A 13764-nucleotide genomic window follows, 5' to 3' on the forward strand; every position below is an offset into this window, starting at 1 on the left:
TCCTATGGCGTTAGATCCTAACGATAAACCAAACCAGCCCATTACAAAGTTCGAATCCATGCTCAAGACAGATGATGTCTACTTCTTCGATGCCGAAGATTTTGAAGACATCATCCATCACTACTTGAACAATGGCAAAATCTCTCTGGCCAAAAAGGCCATCAAGATTGGGCTACAGCAACACCCGGAATCTATGGAGCTCAAGTTGCTCGACGTAGAAGTTCTGGTCTTTGAGAACAACCTGGAATTAGCCGAGAAGATCCTCGATAAACTTCAGTTGTACGATAGTACTAATGAAGAGATTTACATTCAGCGAGCCAATATCTATTCCAAAAAGGACAACCACGAAGCGGCAGTAGCCCTGCTTCACCAGGCACTGGAACTAACCGCTGAAAGTTTTGACATCTATGCGCTTCTGGGGATGGAATACCTTTTTATGGACGATTTTGAGAAGGCAAAGATCCATTTTATGAAATGTGTCTCTTTTGACGAACAGGATTACTCCTCCCTCTATAACGTAATTTATTGTTTCGAATTCCTGGAAGACTACAACGGTGCCATACAGTACCTCAATGACTACCTTGAGCGCAATCCCTATTGTCAGGTAGCCTGGCATCAGCTGGGAAAACAGTACTTCACGCTTAAGATGTACGATGAAGCCCTGGCAGCTTTTGATTTTGCCATTATTGCTGACGACACTTTTATCGGAGCTTATTTTGAGAAGGGCAAAGTGCTGGAGAAATTGGGGAAATACAATGAGGCCATTGAGAATTACGAAACCACGATTACCATAGACGACCCTACTTCTCATGCCTACCTGAGGATCGGTAAGTGCCACGAAAAGCTCAAGAATGACGATCTGGCTAAATTTTACTTCTATCAAACGGTTCATGAAGATCCGCTTTTGGACAAAGGCTGGCTGGCTATAACCGATTTCTATTACAAAAAGGGCAATAACGAACGAGCACTCTACTACATCAACAAAGCCATCAATATCGATGGGGAAAACGCCAAGTACTGGAAAAAATGTGCCCGAATCCACGCCGCCCTCGAGAATTACGACGAAGCTGATTTTGCCTTCAAGCAAGCAGTAGACCTCGGAAATTACGAGCTGGATACCTGGTTGAACTGGGCGGAGGTCGTAACCCAAAACGAAGAGGTTGAAGCCGCAATACAGATCCTCCTTCAAGGACTTGAGTTTTATCCCGAGGAGGCTGTGATCCTTTACAAAATGGCCGGACTTTACCTTATGGCCAACGACCCGGTTAAGGCACAATACAGGTTCCGAAAGGCCTTAAAAAAGACTTTGATCAACTCGCAACTTTTAAAGAAGAATTCCCCTCCTTTTTCGATTCCGTGTGGGCGAGAAACATAATCGCCAGTGTACAGAACACTTCGGACTAAAAGCGCTATTTTTGCTTTTTTAAAATCATGGGAGACCGCAATTTCTTACAATACCTTATAGTTACCCTCAAGGGGATGGCTATGGGGGCTGCAGATGTTGTACCCGGGGTCTCCGGAGGTACCATCGCCTTTATTTCAGGGATCTACGAGGAATTGATTACCTCCATTAACCAAATTGGACCGGCAGTACTCAAAACTTTACCCAAACAAGGTATTGTAGCCACCTGGAAGGAAGTGAACGGGAATTTCCTTTTATCACTTTTTCTGGGTATTGCGATTAGTGTGATTACCCTTGCCCGCCTCATCAGCTGGCTATTGATTAATGAACCTGTTCTTTTGTGGTCCTTTTTCTTCGGCCTGGTTGTGGCCAGCGTAATTTTTGTGGCCAGGGCCATAGTAAAATGGCGCCCTGCGGTTTTTGCTATACTGCTTGCCGGTGCAGCTATTGCCTACTTTATAACCCAACTCCCTCCTGTAGAAAATACGTCCAGCCTCCCCTATCTATTCCTTTCGGGAGCCCTTGCTATATGTGCCATGATTCTGCCCGGTATTTCAGGAGCTTTTATCCTTGTTTTACTGGGATCGTACAAAACCGTACTGGATGCTGTTCACGAGCGAAACGTAATCACTCTGGCTACAGTCTTCGTAGGAGCCATTTTTGGTTTGCTGTCTTTTGCCCGTCTCCTGAAGTGGATGTTTCAGCACTACAAAGACATCACTTTGGCACTGCTCACAGGCTTTATCATCGGTTCTCTCAATAAAATATGGCCCTGGAAAATCGTCATTGAAAGTAGGGTCTTCGACGGTAAAAGCATCCCCGTTCTGGAAGAAAATGTCTCTCCTTTTGCATATTCTGGTGAACCTCAACTTCTCTGGGCAATTCTGCTGGCTATCGCCGGTTTTTCGCTTATTTTTATGCTTGAAAAGCTTGCTGCAAAAAAATAAAGCAATCTATCATGCATCAGCCCAGATCTTTTATTGATAAAGTATTCCTTCTCATCAAGGGACTGGCCATGGGTACGGCCAACAAGGTCCCCGGAGTTTCCGGAGGCATCGTGGCTTTTGTAGCGGGGTTTTATGAGGAATTTATCTACTCCCTGCAGAAGATCAATCTCAAAGCCTTTAAACTGCTTTTCAACGGCAGATTCAAGAGCTTTTACCGCTATATTAACGGGCAATTTCTAACCCTCCTCATCTTTGGGATGCTGGTGAGTTATTTCAGTGTTTCCAAGTTGCTCGATTACTTTCTGGAACACAATGAACTCTATGTCTGGGCTACCTTTTTTGGGATGATCATTGGGTCGATTTACTTTATCTCCAAGGATTTTGAACACTGGAACAGGAAAACCATCATCGCAGGGATCATAGGCTTACTGGCGGGTATTTCTATCAGTTTCCTGAGTCCGGCCAGGGAAAATGACAACTTGCTGTTTATTTTTCTCTGTGGGATCATCAGTGTATCGGGGATGACGTTACCGGGTTTATCGGGCTCCTTTATTCTGATCTTGCTTGGAAATTACGTTTTGCTACTGGTCGATTCTGTAAATGCGCTTTACGATACCATAGCCGAAGTTGTACAAGGCGATTTTGGATTTACTTCCAATCAGGAGCGATTAGACACCCTGAAAATCCTGGCGGTCTTTACCCTGGGATCGGCCACCGGCCTTGTGACCCTTTCGCATCTTTTAGGGTACGTCTTAAAGCATTTCAGGCATATAACCACTGCAGTGATCATCGGTTTTATCACCGGTAGTCTGGGCGTAGTCTGGCCCTGGAAAAGAACTATATTTGTTAAGGATGCCCTGGGAAATGTGCTCAGCGACAGCAACGGCGATCCCATCATTAGAAATTACGAGCGATATCTGCCCGATCTAAACAACCCAGATACATGGTGGGCCGTAGTTTTTGTCGTCCTGGGTATAGTCATCCTCATGGCTCTTGAATGGTATGGAAAAAACAGAAAAAAAACATAGATACGGCCTTCTGGGAAGAGACATTTCCTATTCCTTTTCCAAAGGATATTTCACAGATTTTTTTAAAAAGGAGGGTCTTTTGCATTGTTCGTATGAGAATTTCGACCTGCGCGATATTACTGATCTAGAAACACTCTTAAAGGAAGAGCAGGACCTGCGTGGCCTAAACGTAACCATCCCTTACAAACAGGATATTTTACCCTATCTCCATCGGATCGACCCAGAAGCTTCGGAAATTGGGGCGGTGAATACAGTAAAATTTACCAAAACCGGACTCGAAGGCTACAATACAGACGCCTATGGCTTTCAAGAATCCATAAAACCCTTGCTCACCAATAGCAGCCATAAACACGCCCTGATCCTGGGCACCGGAGGGGCTTCACTGGCCATAGCATACAGCCTGCAAAAAATGGGAATACAGTTTGTAAAAGTATCCCGTAATCCCGGCGAAGGTCAGTGGTCATACCAGGACCTGAGCAAAGAAGAGATCGAAAAACATACACTCATTATAAACTGTACTCCTTTGGGAACCTTTCCCAGGATTGAAGAAAAACCAGATATCCCCTACAATTATATAGGTCCTGAGCACATACTTTACGACCTGGTCTACAACCCGGATAAAACGGCATTTCTGCTGGCCGGGGAAAAACAGGGTGCAGCCATCTGTAATGGCTCCTCTATGCTTAAATTCCAGGCAGATAGGTCTTGGCAGATCTGGCAAAACTGAGATCCCGGCATATTTAAAATTAAAAATCGACAGTTTTCCACTTCCAAAAAGATGAAGGATTACCTTTGTCGTCTGTAGGGTTGTTAGTATCTTACAAAGGGATTATATCCCGCAGGAGCAATAAATCCAAAGAATCATGTTGGAAGAGAAAGAAGAGAAACTGCAAACTGATGCAGGGGGAAAGAATACATCGGAGACTACTGAGGAAGTAAAGGCCACAGAGAAAACTTCCGGCACGGCCACAGAGAAAAAAGCTGTAAAAAAGGCCAAATCCAAAAGCGCTGCTACCAAGGAGAAAAAGCCCACGGCCAAGGCAGAGAAAAAGGAAAAAGGGCCCGAGAAAAAAGAAGAGGCAGCCATAGCGGAAAAACCGGCAAAAAAAGTAAAACCTAAAAGCACTGCCCCAAAAGTCGAGACGCCAGCAGCCAAGGCTAAAGAAGAGGAAAGTGAGCCTGAAAAGAAGGAAGAAGTAGCCCAGGAGGAAAAGGTGGCAAAGAAATCGGAAGAGGAGGAAGTTATTGACGAAATAGACGAGACCAATGCCGAGGATGCCGAAGACGAGGAAAACCACCGAAGGCACCATATTCCCATGCAGGACTACCATTCCATGTCTATGGAAAACCTCGTGGGAGAACTGCAACGTCTGATTCGTACAGAGAAAGTACAAGCCATAAAAAATCACGTCGATGCCATTAAATCGGAATTCGAGCTGAAATTCCAGGAATTCCTTGAAGAGAAAAAGGAAGAATTTGTCAGCAATGGCGGTAATGAAATAGATTTTAGATACAATTCTGTCGCCAAAAGGCAGTTTAACGAAGTCTATTCTGACTATAGGGAAAAACGCAATGCCTACTACCGTAACCTGGAGCATTCGCTGAAATCGAACCTGGAAAAAAGGCTGCAAATCATAGAGGAGCTCAAAGCATTGGTGAATGTTGAAGAGGATATCAATACCACTTATAAAAATTTTAAAGACCTGCAGGAACAATGGCGGCATGCAGGCTCTATTCCACGCAACCAATACAACGATGTCTGGCGTACTTATCACCACCACGTAGAGATCTTTTACGACTTTCTCCATCTGAACAGGGAATTGCGTGATCTCGACTTTAAGTACAATCTGGAGGAGAAGGAAAAACTGGTGAAAAGAGCCGAAGCCCTGGCAGATGAAACCGATTTAAACAAGGCTTTCCGGGAATTACAGACCCTTCATAAGATCTGGAAAGAAGATATAGGTCCGGTAGACAAGGAGCACCGTGAGGCCATCTGGGAGCGATTCAGCAATGCAACCAAAGCCATGCATCAGCGCAGGCAGGAGCATTTTAAGGAGCTGGAAAAGAGCTTTGAAGGCAATCTCGAAAAGAAAAACGAAATTATTGAGGCCATCGCTGCCCTGAGCGAAAACGTTGCCAGTGACCACAAAGGCCTGCAAAAACAGATCAGGGAACTGGAAGCCCTGCGTTCTGCCTTCTTTGCGGCGGGAAAAGTACCACAGAAGGTGAATGAAGACACCTGGAACCGATTTAAAGGGGCTGTAAGGGGCTTTAACCGAAAAAAGAACCTCTTTTACAAGAATTTGAAAAAAGAGCAACAAATCAACCTGGAAAAGAAAAGGGAATTAGTAAAACTGGCCGTTTCCCTTAAAGATTCAGAAGAATGGAATGAGGTGACGCCTCAGATGAAGAAGATACAGCAAGACTGGAAGAAGATCGGGCATGTTCCCCGGAAATATTCAGACAAGCTGTGGAAGGAGTTTAAAGCGGCTTGCAACCACTACTTCGACCGGATGCATGCCGGCAAGAATAAAGCAAGCGGACAGGAGACAGAGAATCTGGAGCTAAAAAAGGCATGCCTGGATAAATTACAGGCTTTTAGCCCCGGTAAATCGAGAGAGGATGACCTGGCTACCCTAAAAGCAATGATCGCAGAATGGAGAGCCATAGGCAGGGTACCGTTTAACAAAAAAAGTATTAACGGAAAATTCAATAAGATCCTGGACGGAATCTTCAAAAAAATGGGGATTTCACAACAGGAATCCGAATTGTTGAAATACGGTAATAAATTAAAGCAACTGGCCTCTACAGAGGACGACTATGCCCTGCAAAAAGAAAGGAGCTTTATCAAAAGGAAAATAGACGAGGGCAAGAGCGAGATCAATCAGTTGGAAAACAATCTTCAGTTCTTTTCCAATGCCTCAGAGGACAATCCGTTGGTAAAGGAGGTAGTGGATAAGATCAACAGGCAAAAGGAAGCACTAAAAACCTGGAAGGCCAAACTGAAGAAGATCAATATTCTTCAACACACTCTTTTAAAGGAGGAAGAAGAATCTTCAGAAACCGAAACAGAGACTTAAGAGCATGACCAATGGAATATTCCGGTAGCCTTAAAAAAGAGTATTGGTACATAAAGGTCACGGGTACATTCAACATTAAAGAGGTTGAAGGCCTCTTAGAAGCTGTTTCAGAGCCAAAACACCCTAAGGTATTGATTAACTTCCTGGAGCTCCAAGAAACTAACCTGAGTTACAGAGTTCGCTATAATCTTGTATTGAAGGCACAAGAATTGCTGAATAAGGAAATGACTTATGCAATGATCTGGCCAAAGAAGGATATTAATTACTTCTGGTTGAACAACTCGCTGAAGTTTGGACTAAGAGTGAATATTTTTCCTTCAATGTCAGCAGGTAAGAAATGGTTACTAAAGGCTTAAGCCAATTTAGCGGTGTTCTTAGTAGTCTTAAAAGACAACTCTTTTTTCACACGGCTATTCTTAAAGCGGTAAAGACGAGCAACACTGTTCTCTTTAGCAGTTTCAGTAACGATCTCTTTTGTGGTAGTTTCTACTTTTACTTCGGTAGTGTTTTCCTGGGCCTGAGCAGCGAGGCCGATAAAGAGAACAAAGATTAAAGTTACGATAGCTTTCATGTTGTGCGTTTTATATAATAAAAACGCTATGAGCGGGGGTTTAACAGGGTGTCGTTCGCTGAAAAACCCTTATTTTTCGGTATCTGACAAGAACTTGGGTAAAGTGCAAAAAATCATCGGTGAACGTAATAAAGCCCTATAACCGCTTACCGAATAAAAGGGGTGATCATCGATAGATTCACCTATAAAAGAAGGTAGATTATATTAATTTTGATGGAAATGAAATTCTATTTCTCCCGAAAATACTTACGCAGAAACCTGATCTTTTGTGTCCCCTTCTTTCTTATCCTAGGTTTTCAATTGTTCTCTGGCAGACTAAGTAGCGATTCCCTGCTATTTCTATTAGCTGCTTTGGTGCCTTTAATGGCCTATTTTTTATGGCGTAAATATCCCTTTGCGATAATTGAGGGGGATGTACTTTCAAAAAATCCGATAGTTCCTAAAAGGATCAACTTGAAAGAAGTTCTCCATATCGAAAAATACGCGGGAAATTATATTTTCAGGAGCGCAAATGACAAACTGACCTTAGATACCGCAATTATCTGCCCTGCAGACCTCCTTGCCCTCAATGCTGAATTGCACAGAAGGTCTATGGTTTTTTCTGAAGTATAACCAAGGTCAAAAATACATTTAGGCCCTTTAGTATGCCCAAAGATTTATTACATTAGATAGGTAGTAATCAAAGCCCGACCGAATCATGAAAAACAGCATTTCCTTCTTTCTCTTTTTCCTCACCGCACTTGGAATTGCCCAGTCACCCGTTCCGCAACTGGAAGTTACCGGTTCAGCTCAACTGGCCATTGCCCCTGATACCGGTGTCCTCAACATGTCTTTGAGTCAGATAGAAATGGCGTTTGGAGATGCAATCAACGGATTAAACCGTAAGACAAAGGACATTAAAGCACAGATTCGGAAAATGGGCTTTTCAGAGGACGTCATCCTCACCGATAACTTTCAGGTGAGAAAAAATATTAAATACCGAAACTCCCGGCAGATCGACAGTGGTTACGTTGCCACCCAGCAATTACACTTCGATTTTGAGAATACCGTGGGAAATATCAGGAAGATCCTTAGCCAGTTCTCCTCCGGCGCAACTGAATTCGACCTAAATTTTAGTTTTAAACTCTCAGACCCCTTAAAGGACAAAGTACAGGAACGCCTGATACAACTGGCCACAGAAGATGCCTTTCTAAAGGCCAAAGTAATTGCAAAAGCCTCAGGAACAGAACTGCAGAAAGTGCTCCGCATCCAATATGGCAATTCCTACAATGCACCCGTAAGGATGGAAAGGGCGGTGATGAGTTTGGAGGCCGATGCCATGAAGGTTGATGGCTTCACCCCTACTGACCTGACCTATAACGCTAACATTGTGGTAGTTTGGGCCATAGAATAACAAGAACAATTTTAAGGCCGTATATTAAACCTTATTTTTGAGAAGTACTAAGAGTAGATGAAACTCCTGTTTAAGAAACCGTATTACTTTTTTTTCCCGGCAAGTCTGATATTGATCGCTTTGGGTTTTATCATCCCTCTGGTCAATTTTGATTTTAACATCAAAGACACGTATGTAGTGGTTCAGCAGCGGTGGGTCTTTCATTTGCTGGCTTTGTTCGGGTTTTTGATTGCCCTGGTTTACTGGATAATGTCCAGGACCGGCAAAAAACTTCGCTATCGCTTAAATGCAATCCATGTAGGTACCTCCCTTTTCGGTCCAATTCTGATTTTTATGAGTTCGCTTTTTTACAAAGAGGTTTTACACTTAAGGGGTTCAGAAGAGATCGGTATGAAAATGGAATTGCTGGAGGCTAATTACCATAACAATTCGGTGAGTTTGGTGATCGTGGCCCTGGTGACGATTACCCTTGTGGTTCAACTGGTGTTCCCGGTAAATATACTAATGGCTTTTTTAAATAAAAGGGAAGAACAAAAAGACTAAGCCAATTTAGAAGTACTCTTTCTGGTCTTAAAAGTCAATTCCTTTTTGATCCTGCTGTTCTTAAAACGGTAAAGACGAGCAACGCTGTTCTCTTTTGCGGTTTCAGTAATGATCTCTTTGGCGGCAGTTTGAACCTTAACCTCAGCAGTGTTTTCCTGAGCCTGGGCAGCGAAGCTGATAAAGAAGATAAAGAAGATGGTTACTAGCGTTTTCATGTCTTGCGTTTTATATATATAAAACGCAAACACAGGGGGTTCACCGGGGTGCAGTTCGCTGAAAAACCCTTATTTTTCGGTATCTGACAAGAACCTGGGTAAAGTGCAAAAAATCATCGGTGAACGTCACTAACCCCAAAAACCTCTTACCGAGAAAAGGTGTCGTTTATCCTAGCTAATTCTCTTTTAATTTCAAGATTAAAACCTTACTTTATGTAGCATGTATTAGATACCGGTTCTCTATTTCAATACCCATGAAGGAATCGCCCGTAAAAAAAGTAGCTGCCATAATGTTTACCGACATAGTGGGGTATACCACTATGATGGGTGATAATGAAAGCAGGGCTCTTGAAGTATTGCGCAAGAGCAGAGCTATACATCTGTCTAATATTGAAAAACAAAAGGGGTTGAAAATTAAGGAAATGGGTGACGGCCTGCTCGCACAATTCAATAGTCCGTTGCAGGCCCTGCTCTGTGCCAGGGATATACAACTCGATGCGAGGTCCTTGTCCTGCAAAATTAGAATCGGAATACACTTTGGTGAAGTGACCGTTGAAGATGGGGATGTATTTGGCAATGGAGTAAACATTGCCTCAAGGCTACAATCCGTTGCCGATCCCGGAGGGATTTTTATATCCGGTGACGTTTTTAATGAAATTAATACCGAATGTGATATCGCATTTGATCATCTTGGAAAGATTCGCTTAAAAAACGTAAAAAGGCCAATTGAAACCTTGGCAATAGCCGATAAAGGATTTCCCAGGACCTCCAGAAAAAGAAAGAAGGAACTATTAGGTTCAGATAGTATTGATTCCATCGCTGTACTGCCTTTTCAGAATTTATCCGAAGATCCATCTCAGCAATTCTTTGTCGATGGAATGCACGACGCCTTGATTACAGAGATCTCCCAGATCAGTTCCTTACGTGTTATTTCAAGGACGTCAACCCTCCGATATAAAAACACTACCAAATCCATTTCGGAAATTGGAGAAGAGCTGGGTGTCGATGCCCTGGTAGAAGCTTCAGTACTAAGGCATAAAAATAAGGTAAGGATACAGGCACAGCTGATTAAGACGATTCAAAAAGAGGAACACTTATGGGCAAATTCCTATGACAGAGAAGTGAAGGACGTACTCAATATGTACAACGAGGTCGTAAAGGATATTACGGATAAAATAGATGCCAAGCTAACCAAGGCTGAAGCCCATCATCTCGATCAGACCTACGAAGTGGTTCCCGAAGCCTATGAAGCGTATTTGAAAGGCATGTTTGAATGGGAAAAATTAAGTGCTGTCGGCCTGGAAAAATCACTGCAATACTTTTCAGAATCAACCAAAATTGATCAGAAGTTTGCTCCTGCCTATAACGGCATGGCGGGTGTATGGCTGGGAAAGGCACAAATGGGGTACCTTCATATAAAAGATGCATTGCCACATATTTATGAGAATATGTACAAATCTTTTGACCTCGATGATCATATTTCAGAGTCTTATTTTTGGCGGGCAAGTTTAAATGTTTGGATCGACTGGGATTGGGAGAAAGGCAAAACCTCTTTTGAAAAGGCAATCCAGATCAATCCGAATTTAGCCGTAGGCAGGGCTTATTATTCTCATTTATTGGCGATTTTGGGCAAATTAAAGGAGGCATTGAGCGAAATTGAATTGGCCATACAACTCGATCCCTACAACATTTTGATACAGTCTTTATACGGCATGGTGCTGAACTATGCCAGGAAATACCAGAGATCGAAGAATGTACTTCTGAATATCCTGGAGGAGAATCACGCCCATCCTGTCGCACTTTCTACCCTGCGTTCTGTCTATTATAATCTCGGAGAATTTGAAAAATCCTACGAGATATTCAACAAATCCTACCTTGAGAAAGGTAGAAATAAAGAATCTGAGGTTTTACAGGCGAGTTATGCAGAGGGAGGATATCAAAACGCGCTAACCAGGGTAGCGGAGTTAAAAATTGAGGGAACTGATGGCACCTATAGCACTCCCTGGCAAATAGCTACCTTGTATACCAGGGCAGGAAATAAAGACAAAGCCATTGAATACATAAAAAAAGCACACGAGATACGCGATCCCAACATGCCTTATTTGGGGATCGATCCAATTTTCGATAACTTAAGAGAAGAACCAGAATACATCAATATCCTAAAGCAACTCAACCTTTATGAATTTCTAAATAGAAAACAAGATGGAAGCAATTAATCAGGTTATTTCATTGGAAAAAGAAGCGTTAAAAGCGTGGTCTTCTGGTAATCCTGCTGGATACGGAGTTCACGCCCATCAGGAATTAATTTACTTTGACAATCTGGGGGCTCAAAATTTCCTGGAAGGAGAAGAAGAAATAAAGTCCTATGCGGAAGCTGCATTTGCAGAATTAACCGCTCATACCTACGAAATGGTAGGAGTAAAGGCAAAACAATACGGAGATACTGTAATTTTGGGATATCAATACCATCCAACCATGTTAGACGGCAGCCCTTCTATGAACTGGGCGGCAACGGTGGTCTATTCTTTAATTGAGGATTCCTGGAAAATGGTACATACAAGCTGGACCATGCTGATGCCTCCTCCAGAACGATAAAATTAAGCCAATTTAGAAGTAATCTTTCTGGTCTTAAAAGACAATTCCTTTTTGATCCTGCTGTTCTTAAAACGGTAAAGACGAGCAACGCTGTTCTCTTTAGCGGTTTCAGTAACGATCTCTTTGGCAGCAGTTTCAACCTTAACCTCAGCAGTGTTTTCCTGAGCCTGGGCAGCGAAGCTGATAAAGAAGATAAAGAAGATGGTTACTAGCGTTTTCATGTCTTGCGTTTTATATATATAAAACGCAAACACAGGGGATTCACCGGGGTGCAGTTCGCTGAAAAACCCTTATTTTTCGGTATCTGACAAGAACTTGGGTAAAGTGCAAAAAATCATCGGTGAACGTCGCTAACCCCAAAAACCTCTTACCGAAAAAAGGTGTCGATAATCGGAAGACCTCTCCCTTCCAAATGCCAAGAAAAGAACATTTTATAAAAAATCTTAGCTATCCGGAAGGTTGGTGCACCAAGTAGTTACTGAAATTATTACATTTAGTACTCAAACCTAACCACAACCACCCATGAAAACACTATCCCTTTTTTTCCTCTTTTTTCTGACACTTACAGCCATAACCGCCCAGGAATCCTCAAAAGACTATTCTGAGGCCTTTAAACTAATTGAGGTTTGGCTGGATGCCCAGCAAGACTACGATAAGCTTCCCGGGATCACTGCCGCCGTTATCGAAGACCAGAAAGTACTTTGGGCAGGTGCCTTCGGGCAGTCTAACAAAGCAGAGGATGTACAGATGACCGCCGAGACCCTCTGCAGTATCTGTTCTATTTCTAAACTCTTTACCGCAGTCTCCATTATGATCCTCTATGAAGAAGGTAAACTGCGCCTCGACGATAACGTGGAAAATCTGCTTCCCAATTACGACCTGAAGCAACAATTCCCGGATAGTGGCCCAATCACGGTACGAAGCCTGCTTACCCATTCTTCAGGCCTGCCACGGGAGGCCAATGCGCCCTACTGGACAGGACCCGATTTTCCATTCCCCACACGAGAAGAGGTCAACAACGGCCTTAAAGCACAACAAACCCTCTACCGTGCTTCCACTTATTACCAGTACAGTAACCTGGCTCTCACGCTCTTAGGAGAGATCATAGCAGAAGTCTCGGGGCAAAGCTATGACGACTTTGTACAGGAACATATCCTCACCCCCCTGCAAATGGGAAACACCCGTACAACCCTCCCCGAAAACCTATATGGCAGCTCCCTTGCCTATGGATATAGTGCCATCAACCGCCAAGGGGAAAGACCTCAGGTAAACTTTTTCCAGGCAAAAGGCATTAAAGCAGCGGCCGGTTTTTCTTCTAATGTACTCGACCTCGGAAAGTTTGCTTCCTGGCAATTTCGCCTAAGGGATACAACCACGGCTGAGATTTTAAAGCCCGCTACCCTTAAACTCATGCAACAGGTGCATTTTATGGATCCCAACTGGAGAAACAGCTGGGGCCTGGGCTTTGTGGTTTACAAAGGCGCAGGTGGCAGTACATGGGTTGGACACGGCGGTTCCTGCCCCGGCTATCGCTCCACCTTGCAACTCGATTTAAAGAATAAACGTGCCTACGCGGTAATGATCAACGCAGGAGGCACCAGTCCAAACAGATACAGCAACGGGATCTATGGCATCCTCAACAAGGTAAAATCAGGAAAAAAAGCCGACTCGGACATCAAATTTGAGGACTATACCGGCTATTACGATGCCCGCCCCTGGGGAAGTGAGGAATATATCGGGAGTTGGGAAGGCAAACTTATGATGATCAACCTCCCTACGAGAACACCAGCAGACAACATCACCTTGTACAAACATATAGAGGGCGACACCTTCAGGCGTATTCGCGACGATGACGAATTGGGAGAGACTGTGGTCTTTGAACGAAATGCAGAGGGAAAGGTCTATCGATACAGCCAGCATGGAAACTATGTCTATAAGATGATGCACTAATTTTATTTTGCGAAGTATAGCAACACCAACATCATGCTCA

General features: G+C 43.4%; 15 protein-coding genes. 12 read left to right on the forward strand and 3 right to left on the reverse strand.

Annotation, left to right across the window (positions count from 1 at the left end; all coding sequences use genetic code 11):
• Positions 1-4 precede the first annotated feature (4 nt).
• The 6 genes from EQY75_RS08680 (at position 5) to EQY75_RS08705 (ending at position 6813) form a co-directional block, all read left to right on the forward strand.
• Positions 5-1375: a tetratricopeptide repeat protein gene (locus EQY75_RS08680; RefSeq protein WP_342773974.1), complete on the forward strand. Its 1371-nt coding sequence runs from the start codon at positions 5-7 to the stop codon at positions 1373-1375.
• Positions 1376-1431: 56 nt separating this feature from the next.
• The gene (locus EQY75_RS08685) at positions 1432-2349 is read left to right on the forward strand and encodes a polyprenyl-phosphate transporter (protein ID WP_129605000.1); all 918 of its coding nucleotides are present in this window, start codon (positions 1432-1434) and stop codon (positions 2347-2349) included.
• An 11-nt stretch (positions 2350-2360) separates the two neighbouring features.
• The gene (locus EQY75_RS08690) at positions 2361-3377 is read left to right on the forward strand and encodes a DUF368 domain-containing protein (RefSeq protein ID WP_129605002.1); all 1017 of its coding nucleotides are present in this window, start codon (positions 2361-2363) and stop codon (positions 3375-3377) included.
• A complete protein-coding gene (locus EQY75_RS08695) occupies positions 3352-4104 on the forward strand; it encodes a shikimate dehydrogenase family protein (protein ID WP_129605004.1) in 753 nt (250 codons plus the stop codon). Before EQY75_RS08690 ends, EQY75_RS08695 begins: the two co-directional genes overlap by 26 nt.
• Positions 4105-4240: 136 nt before the next feature.
• Positions 4241-6457, forward strand: a complete 2217-nt coding sequence (locus EQY75_RS08700; protein WP_129605006.1) for a DUF349 domain-containing protein — start codon at positions 4241-4243, stop codon at positions 6455-6457.
• 11 nt (positions 6458-6468) lie between these two features.
• Positions 6469-6813 (forward strand): hypothetical protein, encoded by a 345-nt coding sequence (locus EQY75_RS08705; protein ID WP_129605008.1) that lies wholly within the window; start codon positions 6469-6471, stop codon positions 6811-6813.
• On the opposite strand, the gene EQY75_RS08710 is transcribed toward EQY75_RS08705, so the two are convergent.
• Entirely contained in the window at positions 6810-7028 is a 219-nt protein-coding gene (locus EQY75_RS08710) for a hypothetical protein (RefSeq protein WP_129605010.1), read from the reverse strand. The two genes, EQY75_RS08705 and EQY75_RS08710, sit on opposite strands and share 4 nt — an antisense overlap.
• 219 nt (positions 7029-7247) lie before the next feature.
• Between EQY75_RS08710 and EQY75_RS08715 the strand changes: the two genes are divergently transcribed.
• From EQY75_RS08715 to EQY75_RS08725, 3 genes are all read left to right on the forward strand, one after another.
• Positions 7248-7640 carry a hypothetical protein gene (locus EQY75_RS08715; protein WP_129605013.1) on the forward strand — a complete coding sequence of 131 codons (393 nt, stop codon included), beginning with the start codon at positions 7248-7250 and terminating at the stop codon, positions 7638-7640.
• 85 nt (positions 7641-7725) lie between these two features.
• Positions 7726-8421: an SIMPL domain-containing protein gene (locus EQY75_RS08720; protein WP_129605016.1), complete on the forward strand. Its 696-nt coding sequence runs from the start codon at positions 7726-7728 to the stop codon at positions 8419-8421.
• A gap of 57 nt (positions 8422-8478) precedes the next feature.
• Entirely contained in the window at positions 8479-8964 is a 486-nt protein-coding gene (locus tag EQY75_RS08725; RefSeq protein WP_129605018.1) for a hypothetical protein, read from the forward strand.
• Here the strand turns inward: EQY75_RS08725 and EQY75_RS08730 are convergent.
• Positions 8961-9179 carry a hypothetical protein gene (locus tag EQY75_RS08730; protein WP_129605021.1) on the reverse strand — a complete coding sequence of 73 codons (219 nt, stop codon included), beginning with the start codon at positions 9177-9179 and terminating at the stop codon, positions 8961-8963. The two genes, EQY75_RS08725 and EQY75_RS08730, sit on opposite strands and share 4 nt — an antisense overlap.
• 254 nt (positions 9180-9433) lie before the next feature.
• Here EQY75_RS08730 and EQY75_RS08735 point away from each other — a divergent pair, with 254 nt between their 5' ends.
• Together EQY75_RS08735 and EQY75_RS08740 are read left to right on the forward strand one after the other, a co-directional pair.
• Positions 9434-11395, forward strand: coding sequence for an adenylate/guanylate cyclase domain-containing protein (locus EQY75_RS08735; RefSeq protein WP_129605024.1), 1962 nt, complete (start codon positions 9434-9436; stop codon positions 11393-11395).
• Positions 11382-11774, forward strand: a complete 393-nt coding sequence (locus EQY75_RS08740; RefSeq protein WP_129605026.1) for a YybH family protein — start codon at positions 11382-11384, stop codon at positions 11772-11774. The genes EQY75_RS08735 and EQY75_RS08740 overlap by 14 nt, the downstream gene beginning before the upstream one ends.
• A 2-nt stretch (positions 11775-11776) precedes the next feature.
• Here EQY75_RS08740 and EQY75_RS08745 read toward each other — a convergent pair whose 3' ends face one another.
• Complete coding sequence (locus EQY75_RS08745; protein ID WP_129605029.1) at positions 11777-11995, reverse strand: hypothetical protein; 219 nt, start codon at positions 11993-11995, stop codon at positions 11777-11779.
• A 301-nt stretch (positions 11996-12296) separates the two neighbouring features.
• Between EQY75_RS08745 and EQY75_RS08750 the strand changes: the two genes are divergently transcribed.
• Positions 12297-13724, forward strand: a complete 1428-nt coding sequence (locus EQY75_RS08750) for a serine hydrolase domain-containing protein (protein ID WP_129605032.1) — start codon at positions 12297-12299, stop codon at positions 13722-13724.
• Positions 13725-13764 lie beyond the last annotated feature (40 nt).

The organism is Muriicola soli, assembly GCF_004139715.1.
GTDB lineage: Bacteria > Bacteroidota > Bacteroidia > Flavobacteriales > Flavobacteriaceae > Muriicola > Muriicola soli.